10 protein-coding genes are annotated in these 9549 nt (G+C 69.8%); 9 read left to right on the plus strand and 1 reads right to left on the minus strand.

Annotation, left to right across the window (positions count from 1 at the left end; translation table 11 throughout):
- Window positions 1–45 precede the first annotated feature (45 nt).
- Complete coding sequence (locus ACIRA5_RS05115) at window positions 46–543, minus strand: hypothetical protein (RefSeq protein WP_403687411.1); 498 nt, start codon at window positions 541–543, stop codon at window positions 46–48.
- A gap of 173 nt (window positions 544–716) precedes the next feature.
- Here ACIRA5_RS05115 and ACIRA5_RS05120 point away from each other — a divergent pair, with 173 nt between their 5' ends.
- From ACIRA5_RS05120 to ACIRA5_RS05160, 9 genes are all read left to right on the plus strand, one after another.
- Window positions 717–1079 (plus strand): ArsC/Spx/MgsR family protein, encoded by a 363-nt coding sequence (locus ACIRA5_RS05120; RefSeq protein ID WP_403687413.1) that lies wholly within the window; start codon window positions 717–719, stop codon window positions 1077–1079.
- A gap of 119 nt (window positions 1080–1198) precedes the next feature.
- On the plus strand, window positions 1199–1882 hold the full coding sequence (locus ACIRA5_RS05125) for a hypothetical protein (protein WP_352051941.1): 684 nt from the start codon (window positions 1199–1201) through the stop codon (window positions 1880–1882).
- 470 nt (window positions 1883–2352) lie between these two features.
- Window positions 2353–3381: a glutamine synthetase gene (gene glnII, locus ACIRA5_RS05130; protein WP_403687415.1), complete on the plus strand. Its 1029-nt coding sequence runs from the start codon at window positions 2353–2355 to the stop codon at window positions 3379–3381.
- A 160-nt stretch (window positions 3382–3541) separates the two neighbouring features.
- Window positions 3542–3664 (plus strand): hypothetical protein, encoded by a 123-nt coding sequence (locus ACIRA5_RS05135; RefSeq protein ID WP_095858130.1) that lies wholly within the window; start codon window positions 3542–3544, stop codon window positions 3662–3664.
- Window positions 3665–3782: 118 nt separating this feature from the next.
- Window positions 3783–4397, plus strand: a complete 615-nt coding sequence (locus ACIRA5_RS05140; protein WP_403687417.1) for a winged helix-turn-helix domain-containing protein — start codon at window positions 3783–3785, stop codon at window positions 4395–4397.
- A gap of 99 nt (window positions 4398–4496) precedes the next feature.
- The gene (locus ACIRA5_RS05145) at window positions 4497–5489 is read left to right on the plus strand and encodes an NAD-dependent epimerase/dehydratase family protein (protein ID WP_403688567.1); all 993 of its coding nucleotides are present in this window, start codon (window positions 4497–4499) and stop codon (window positions 5487–5489) included.
- A gap of 169 nt (window positions 5490–5658) precedes the next feature.
- Window positions 5659–6933 carry a sensor histidine kinase gene (locus ACIRA5_RS05150; RefSeq protein WP_403687420.1) on the plus strand — a complete coding sequence of 425 codons (1275 nt, stop codon included), beginning with the start codon at window positions 5659–5661 and terminating at the stop codon, window positions 6931–6933.
- On the plus strand, window positions 6918–7577 hold the full coding sequence (locus tag ACIRA5_RS05155) for a LuxR C-terminal-related transcriptional regulator (RefSeq protein ID WP_403687422.1): 660 nt from the start codon (window positions 6918–6920) through the stop codon (window positions 7575–7577). Before ACIRA5_RS05150 ends, ACIRA5_RS05155 begins: the two co-directional genes overlap by 16 nt.
- Window positions 7578–7799: 222 nt before the next feature.
- Window positions 7800–9374 carry a DUF1996 domain-containing protein gene (locus tag ACIRA5_RS05160; protein WP_403687425.1) on the plus strand — a complete coding sequence of 525 codons (1575 nt, stop codon included), beginning with the start codon at window positions 7800–7802 and terminating at the stop codon, window positions 9372–9374.
- Window positions 9375–9549: the final 175 nt, after the last annotated feature.

A 9549-nucleotide genomic window follows, 5' to 3' on the forward strand; every position in this document is an offset into this window, starting at 1 on the left:
CGTGGACCCACCCGTCACCCACCGGGAAAGACACGGCTCGCGCCGTCAGGAGTAGGTCCAGCGCCACCCGTTGCGATAGGCGCACGTGATGCCCGCACCGCCGGCATCCGTCGTCGAAGCGCCATGGTCCCTGTTCCGGCAGTACTGCCCCGCCTCATAGCAGTTGCCCGAGTTGGAGACGATCGAGCAGGTGCCGGTGTCGCTGCTCCCGCTCGTGTCCGCCCCGGTGTCCTGCGCGGCCTCGGTGACCGTTTTGGTGGGGCCAGGCGTCCGCACCGTCTTGGTGACGGTCGCCCGCGGCTTCGGCGTCGCGGTGACGGTGGCGGTAGCCGTGGCGGTGGCGGTGGCGGTCACCGTGACCGTCGGACGGGGGCTGGCAGCCGCGGCCTTCGCCGCGTTCACCTCGTCCTGCGCGCTCTGGGTGCCACCCATGGCCCCCAGACCGAACAGGAGGATCCCGGCCGCCCACACGCGCTTGCGCTTGCGCCAAGGCCGCGTGTCCGGCGGTCGCGGAACAGGCGGCCTCGCGTACGGGTCAGTCATCTCGTCCCCCCTGGTTGCGCTTTCGGGTGGGATGACGGTAGTTCCCGGCTACGGCATATGACAGAGGCATGGAGAGGGAGTGATGATCTTGTGATGAACCGGCCCCTGGCCACAGGGCTTTCAGGGGTGGCATGACACCGGTGGAAAAGGAGGGCTCACGTAACGTGTGCGGCATGGAGATCTGGATCAATCCGGCCTGTTCGAAGTGCCGCAGCGCCATCAGCCTGCTCGACGCGGAGGGTGCGCAGTACACCGTCCGCCGCTACCTGGAGGACGTCCCCACGGAGGACGAGATCCGGGACGTTCTGGAGCGGCTGGGCCTCGAGCCGTGGGACATCACCCGGACGCAGGAGGCCGTCGCCACGGAGCTCGACCTGAAGTCGTGGGCGCGGGACGACGGTTCGCGCGGGCGGTGGGTCAAGGCGCTGGCCGAGCACCCGAAGCTCATCCAGCGTCCGATCATCACGGCGGAGGACGGGACGGCCGTCGTGGGACGCACGGAGGAAGCGGTTCGGGACGCCTTGACCCGCTTGTGACCCAGACCACTTCGCTGACTCGTGTTAACCATTGAGTAACCCTGTTCGGGATCTCGTACATAGCGGCACACGGATCGCATCCGGTCGCCCCACGAGGCGGCCACGGACAGGAGGCGTGCATGTCGCGTAGAAGGACTCTCAGTCCCAAGAAGAAGCTCGCACTGCTGGTCAGTGCCGCGGCCGTGGCCGGAGGTGGCGCGTTCGCCATGGCGGCCACCTCGAACGCGGCGCAGACCGAGAACGGCCGGACGCTGTCCGCCGCGGACTCGACGGTCTGCCAGGGGCTCACCACCGCCCTCGGCAACAACCAGAAGTTCATCGACGGCCAACGGGCCAATCCCGACGCGCAGTCGGCGGCGCGGATCGCCAACCGCGAGGCGGTCATCGCTCAGATCAAGGTGCAGCAGAAGGCGTCCGGTTGTGCGGTTGGGGAGTCGGCTCAGGGCTCCCAGACCACGCAGCCCGCGCAGTCCGCCCAGCCGGCGACGACCACACCCGCGCAGCAGCAGACCACCGCACCCGCGCAGGGGACGGGTGGTGGTGGCGCCGCCGCCGGACAGCAGGTCTGCAACGGTTCGACCGTCACCCTCTCGGGCGAGGCGGGCGCCCCGGCCGCGTCCAGCAACCAGTTCCCGGCCGGGACCAAGCTCAAGGTCACGAACCTGGACAACAACAAGTCCACGACCGTGCAGGTCACCTCGGTGTCGGGCAGCTGCGTGCTGCTCAACAACGCGGCGTTCGAGCAGGTCCGGGAGCCGGGCAAGTTCCTGATCCGCCGGGCCCGGATCGAGAAGGTGGGGTGAGCGCCTACATCTGACGACTGAGGAACTCCGCCGATCGGACGGCGGTACCGGCCGGGCCGCGTACGGCAGCAGCCCCGCGGCCCGGACCGCCGCCCGGTGCGGGTCGTGCGTCCTGCTGTTCGCGGCCACGAACAGCAGGACCGGCACGTAGGGCGAGTTCACCGGGCGCAGAGCCCGGTGCGTGTCCGCAAACCCATCGCATACGAGCCGCCGCCACCGGGACCGGGAGGGCCACGGTGGCCCGCGGCGTGTCCCGGCGGGCTTCGCGAGCGGGCCGCCGACAGCGGCCGCGCATCGCTCTCGGCGAGTGAGTCGCAGCACAGAGACACCCGGTAACACGGGGTTCACATTCGAGCAATGATCGGGAAATCGCCTGTTGACAGGCTGCCGGGCAGTACCGCGGCGCCCCAGTGCCGCAGCGCCGCAGCACCCGCAGTGCGCCCGTAGACACACCCCGAAGGATGTGGCCCGTGACCTTCAAGGCTGAGTACATCTGGATCGACGGCACCGAGCCGACGGCCAAGCTCCGTTCCAAGACGAAGATACTGGGCGACGACGCCAAGGGCGCCGAGCTGCCGATCTGGGGCTTCGACGGGTCTTCCACGAACCAGGCCGAGGGTCACGCCTCGGACCGCGTACTCAAGCCCGTCGCCACCTTCCCGGACCCGATCCGCGGCGGCGACGACGTCCTCGTGATGTGCGAGGTCCTGAACATCGACATGACGCCGCACGAGTCCAACACCCGTGCCGCGCTGGCCGAGGTGGCGGAGAGGTTCGCCGCGCAGGAGCCGATCTTCGGTATCGAGCAGGAGTACACCTTCTTCGACGGGGAGCGCCCGCTCGGCTTCCCCGTCGGCGGCTTCCCGGCCCCGCAGGGCGGCTACTACTGCGGCGTCGGTGCGGACGAGATCTTCGGCCGTGACGTCGTCGAGGCGCACCTGGAGAACTGCCTCAAGGCGGGCCTCGGCATCTCCGGCATCAACGCCGAGGTCATGCCCGGCCAGTGGGAGTTCCAGGTCGGCCCGCTGGCGCCGCTGGAGGTCTCCGACCAGCTGTGGGTGGCCCGCTGGCTGCTCTACCGCACCGCCGAGGACTTCAACATCTCCGCGACCCTCGACCCCAAGCCGGTCAAGGGCGACTGGAACGGCGCCGGCGCGCACACCAACTTCTCCACCAAGGCGATGCGCGAGGGCTACGACGCGATCATCACCGCCTGCGAGTCGCTGGGCGAGGGCTCCAAGCCGCTCGACCACGTCAAGAACTACGGCGCCGGCATCGACGACCGCCTGACCGGTCTGCACGAGACCGCCCCGTGGAACGAGTACTCCTACGGTGTCTCCAACCGTGGCGCCTCGGTCCGCATCCCGTGGCAGGTCGAGAAGGACGGCAAGGGCTACATCGAGGACCGCCGCCCGAACGCCAACGTCGACCCGTACGTCGTCACGCGCCTGCTCGTCGACACCTGCTGCACCGCCATGGAGAAGGCCGGCCAGGTCTGATCCGCCCCGCACTTAACGCGAGGAGGCGCCCACCGTGACGGTGGGCGCCTCCTCGCGTTACGCGACCTCGGCCTCGTACGGCGTCACGTTCACGCCAAGGGCGCGTCCGACCTGTGAGAGGAGTCTCCTGCGCGGCTCGGGCTTCTGCTTCAATGGGGGCATGGCCAGCTTCCAGAAGTACACCGCGACGGGTCGCCCCGACCTGGAGCCCTTCTGGCCTTCCCGTCAGCATCACGACTTCGACCGGGTGTGTTGCCGCGCGACGAACGCGCCGGCCCTCTAAAGCCGTACACCCCGGCCTTCGGCCAGCGCGCACGACGTACGTCCTCGACGGCCCCGACCACGAACTCGCGGTCGTCGACCTTCCCGACGAACTTCTCGCGCGAAAGAGCTGACCTCTCATGGCGACCACTCGTTCCTTCTCGTCCGTCGCGACCTCCCCCACTCCCGACTTCGCTCGAGCGGGGGGACCCCCATCCGCACCGGCATCCGTCCCCGCGCGGCACCGACTCCGTGCCGTCCACCGGGACGAGGTGGTCGACGTCGCGGACTTCCTGCCGCCGGGCGCCACCTGGCTGCCCGCTCCCCCGCACACCCTGCCCGTACTCCCCGGCCAGCCGCCGATGATCGGCTACCTGGTCCTCGTACCGGCCGACCAGCAGCCCCTGCTGCCGGTCGCCGTCCCGGACTCCCCGGCCCCCGCCGGCGCCGCCGTGGGGGACGACCCGCTCGTCCGCATCGACCCCGTGCAGCGCACCGCCGAGGTCGACGGGCGGCCGCTCGACCTCACCTACCTGGAGTTCGAGCTGCTCGCGCACCTCGTCTCGCATCCGCACCGGGTGCACACCCGCGACCAACTGGTCACCACCGTGTGGGGCTACGGGCACGTGGGCGACGGGCGGACCGTCGACGTCCACGTCGCGCGGTTGCGGCGCAAGCTGGGGGCGCAGCACCGGCAGGCGATCCAGACGGTGCGGCGGGTGGGCTACAAGTACGCGCCCCCGACGGGGCGTTGACCCAGCACGCGGCTCAGGGAATCTTCTGTCAGCAGATTCCCGTTCCGTCCGGCGGACCGTGCGGGCAGAGTCCTCCGTATGACACCCAAGAAACTGCTGATGCTGGGCGGTACGGACTTCGCGGGGCGGGCCGTGGTGGAGGCGGCGCTCGGCCGTGGCTGGGAGGTGACCGTCTTCCACCGCGGGCGCCGCGAACCGCCCGCCGGGGCGCGGTCCTTGCTGGGTGACCGCACCGCCCCCGACGGGCTCGCGGCGCTCGCCGACGCGTCCACCGACGGCGAGTGGGATGTCGTCGTCGACACCTGGTCGGCGGCGCCACGGGCCGTTCGCGACACGGCACGGCTGTTGGCCGAGCGGGCCGGGCGATATGTGTACGTGTCGAGCTGCTCGGTCTACGCGTGGGCTCCGCCCGCCGACTACGCCGAGGACGCGCCGCTCGTGGCAGGGGCGTCCGAGGACGCGGAACAGACCGACTACGCGCAGGACAAACTGGGCGGCGAGCTGGCCGCCGTGTCCGCGTTCGGCGCGGAGCGCTCGGTGCTCGTGCGGTCCGGGCTGATCCTCGGGCCGTACGAGAACATCGGGCGCCTGCCGTGGTGGTTGAACCGGATCGCCCGGGGCGGTCCCGTACTCGCGCCCGGCCCCCGGTCCCTCCCCCTCCAGTACGTCGATGTGCGTGATCTCGCGGAGTGGATCCTCGGGGCGGCGGATGCGGGGGTGAGCGGGGCGTACAACCTGATGAGTCCGCAGGGGCACACGACGATGGGCGAGCTGCTCGACGCATGCGTCCGGGTCACCGGGGCGCGGGCGGAACTCCGTTGGACCGAGCCTTCCGTGGTCCTCGACGCCGGGATTCAGCCGTGGACGCAGTTGCCGGTGTGGGTGCCGGTGGGGTCCGACATGCATGACGCCCTTCACCGGGCGGACGTGTCACGGGCGGTGACGGCGGGTCTGCGGTGCCGGCCCGTCTCGGAGACGGTCGCGGACACGTGGACCTGGCTCCGCGGCATCGGCGGGGTGGCCCCCCAACGCCCGGGCCGCCCCCCGGTGGGCCTCCCGCCGGACCTGGAGACCAAGGTACTCACCCGGTAGCGCCCCCCCCTGTTCTCGCCCCCGCCGCCCCTACCCGTCCCATCCCTGGGAACTGCGCGACCAGCCCCCACCGGTCCGCAGCCGAAAGCCCCCGGGGTGCACCTGGCACCACCCCCACCCTGGTGCTCGGCCCAGTGACCCCACGGGGCGGGTCGGTGAGACTGGCGGTATGGAGATGCGGAGCGGGTGGGGCATACGGACGCGCGGGCCGGAGGTACTGGTCGCCGGGGGACGAGGGCTGATGCTGGCCGTCGGGGGGTTCAGCGGAGCAGTCGTTCTCTTCGTCCTGTCCGTCGTGTCGATCCTGCTCGTCCCGGTGGGGGTGGGGATCGTCACGACCCCTTGGGTCCTGACCGGCGTACGGGCCTTCGCGGACCGGCGACGGATCATCGCCGCCGAGTGGTGCGGGATACGGATTCCGTCCACGTACCGGAGCCTGCCGGCGGACACGACCCTGTGGACGCGCTGCTTCCGCATGCTGGGGGACCCGGCGACCTGGCGCGATCTCGGCTGGCTGGTGGTCGACATGACCGCCGGGTTCGTGACCGCGCTGCTGCCCGCCGCCCTCCTCTTCTACCCCCTGGAGGGCTTCGCACTGGCGGCCGGCCTGTGGCGGGTCTTCACGGACGGCACGCACGTGGGATGGTGGTACGGCTTCGTGCCGGTGTCGGGACAGGGCACCGCCCTCCTCGCGGGGGCACTGGGCGCGGCGCTCCTCGTCGCCTCCTACGCCCTCTCCCCCGCCCTCCTGCGGGTCCATTTCCTCCTCACCCGCTCCGTCCTCGCCTCCGGTGACGGCGAACTCGCCGAACGGGTCCGCGTCCTCACCGAGACCCGACGTACCGCCGTGGACACGTCGGCAGCTGAACTCCGGCGTATCGAGCGGGACTTGCACGACGGGGCGCAGGCGCGGCTGGTCGCCATGGGGATGGACCTGGGGACCGTCGAGGTCCTCATCGAGAAGGACCCGGCCAAGGCCCGGCAGCTGCTCGCCCAGGCCCGCCGATCCTCCGCGGAGGCGCTCACCGAGCTGCGCGACCTCGTACGGGGTATTCATCCTCCCGTGCTCGCGGAGCGTGGACTCGGCGACGCGGTAAGGGCGTTGGTGTTGCGGCTGCCTCTCGTGAGCGAGGTGGACATCGACATGGACGGCCGCGCCGATGCCCCCGTCGAGTCCGCCGCGTACTTCGCCGTCAGCGAGGTACTGACCAACGCGGTCAAGCACTCCGGAGCCGAGCGCCTCTGGGTCGACCTCCAGCACAGGGACGGAACGCTCCGCATCACCGTCACCGACGACGGAGAGGGCGGCGCCCGGGTCGGCGCGGGCTCGGGGCTCACCGGCGTCGAGCGGCGGCTCGGTACATTCGACGGCGTCCTGGCCGTCAGCAGCCCCGCGGGCGGTCCCACCATGGTCACCATGGAGATCCCTTGCGCGTTGTCCTAGCCGAAGACCTGTTCCTGCTGCGCGACGGACTGGTCCGGATGCTCGAGGCGTACGACTTCGAGATCGCCGCCGCCGTCGAGAGCGGGCCCGAACTCACCCGGGCGCTCGCCGAGTTGGCGCCGGACGTCGCCGTGGTCGACGTACGGCTGCCGCCCTCGCACACGGACGAGGGACTGCAGTGCGCGCTCCAGGCCCGTCGGGAGCGGCCGGGGCTGCCGGTGCTCGTGCTCTCCCAGCACGTGGAGCAGCTGTACGCACGGGAGTTGCTCGCGGACGGCACGGGCGGGGTCGGTTATCTGCTCAAGGACCGGGTGTTCGACGCGGAGCAGTTCATCGACGCCGTACGGCGGGTCGCCGCGGGTGGGACCGCGATGGATCCGCAGGTGATCCAGCAGTTGCTGACGCGGCGTTCACACACCGCGCAGCCCCTCGGGCGACTGACCCCACGTGAGTTCGAGGTGCTCGAACTGATGGCCCAGGGACGCTCGAACGCGGCGATCGCGACCCAACTCGTGGTCACAGAACGGGCGATCGCCAAACACACCTCCAACATCTTCACCAAACTGGGGCTGGAGGTCTCCGACGATGACAACCGGCGCGTACTCGCCGTACTGGCGTATTTGGATCACGGCAGCCAGGAATGAGGAAGGAACCGCCGACGCCGTTGAATATCATTCAAACCTGTTTCCCGAGATCAACTCCTAGAAAAACATGCACTTCTGAGCCCATTGCGCCGGAAATGACCTCACGAACTTCTAAGATTTTCCAGGGTTTCTGAACGCCTCAGGAGTCACCTGCGTACTGATGGACGCCGCTTCACTCCTGTCGGGCGCCTCGATGCCCCGCAAGGAAGTCAGAGGAGTTCCATGGGACGCAACACTCGCAAACGACGTTCGCCGCTGGCTGTTCGCGCGGTTGCCGCATCCGCGGCGCTCGCGATCGGTGGGGGCGGATTGATCTGGGCGAATTTCTACGCCTCGGCGCACGAGACCAACTCGAGCCCGAACACCACCAAGGCCGCCGCCGCCCAGGTCGCCACCATCTCCTGCCCCGATGTCGGGCAGAAACTGACCAGCGTGCCCGCCAACGCCAAGTCGAACGTCGACACGGAGCTGGCCACGCTCGACAAGCAGATCACCGAGGCTTACGCCCGGCTGGCCTCGTCGCGTCAGGCTCAGGCCAATGACGCGGGCTTCGTCCAGAACGCGATCCTGTCGCCGCTCAAGGACAAGCGGACCGCGGTCATCGGCCGGATCAAGATCGACTTCTCGCGAGTGGGCGCCGCCGCGCCGGGCTCGCTGGACGGTCTCGCCGCCTGCACCGGCACCACCGCCGACCAGGCCCAGACCACCGCCGGCGGCCAGAACAACGGCCAGCAGAACAACGGTGGCCAGAACAACAACGGCCAGAACAACGGTGGCCAGAACAATGGTGGCCAGCAGAACGGCGGCCAGCAGAACAACGGCGGCGCCGGGGCCAGCGCGGCTCCGAGCGCGCCGGCCAACATCGGCGGTCAGGCCGGAAACGGTCCCGTCGCCGCCGACTTCGTGGACATCACGAAGGTCGCGGCGAACGTCCAGGGCAAGCCGCAGAAGGGCGCCAACGCCTCGAGCGGTACGTTCACCACCCAGTGCGGCGTGAACGCGAACAAGAACCACAACACCGACAACGTGATCGTGGCGCCCGGCGTGACCAACGGCGCGCACCACCTGCACGACTACGTCGGCAACCAGAAGGTCAACGCGTTCTCCAGCAACCAGACGTTCCTGCAGGGCGGGACCAGCTGCCAGAACAAGAGCGACCTGTCGTCGTACTACTGGCCGGTGGTCCGTCTCCAGAACGGCACGCAGGACTTCGACCAGAACGCGGACGGCGGTGGCAAGGAAGGCAACGTCGGCAAGATCCTGACGCCCGTACAGGCACAGATCAAGTACGTCGGCAGCCCGGCCAGCAAGGTCGTCGCGATGCCGCAGTTCCTGCGCATCATCACCGGTGACGCCAAGACCACCACCAACGGTCTGGCGAACGCCAACGCGCACTGGAGCTGCACCGGCTTCGAGAACAAGGTCCAGCTGACGACGCAGTACCCGATCTGCCCGCAGGGCAGCAACGTGGTCCGCACGTTCGCCTTCCAGAGCTGCTGGGACGGCCAGAACATCGACAGCGCCAACCACCGCACGCACGTGGCCTTCGCCGATCCGGCGAGCGGCGTCTGCGGCAACGGCTTCAAGGCGATCCCGCAGCTGACGATGCGCCTGGTCTACAAGATCGCGCCGCCGGTCCTCCAGAACGGCGTGGTGAAGAACGCATTCGCGGTGGACGGCTTCCCGGAGCAGCTCCACAAGTCGGCGACCGACCACGACGACTTCATCAGCGTCACCACCGGTGGCCTGGCGAACAAGATCGCCAACTGCATCAACACCGGCCAGCAGTGCAGGTAGCCCCTTCACCGAAGGCGGTAGCCCTTCACCGAAGGCAGTAGTCGCTTCACCGAAGAGCTGGCACGGCACGCAGAAGGGCGGGGGGGGGGGGTGCCCCCCCCCCCCCGGCGCGGGGGGGGGGGGGGGGGGGGGCGGCCCCGCGGGGGGGGGGGGGGGGGGGGGGGGGGGGCCCCCC

The sequence above is a fragment of the Streptomyces sp. NPDC096311 genome (genome assembly GCF_044763085.1).
Lineage (GTDB): Bacteria > Actinomycetota > Actinomycetes > Streptomycetales > Streptomycetaceae > Streptomyces.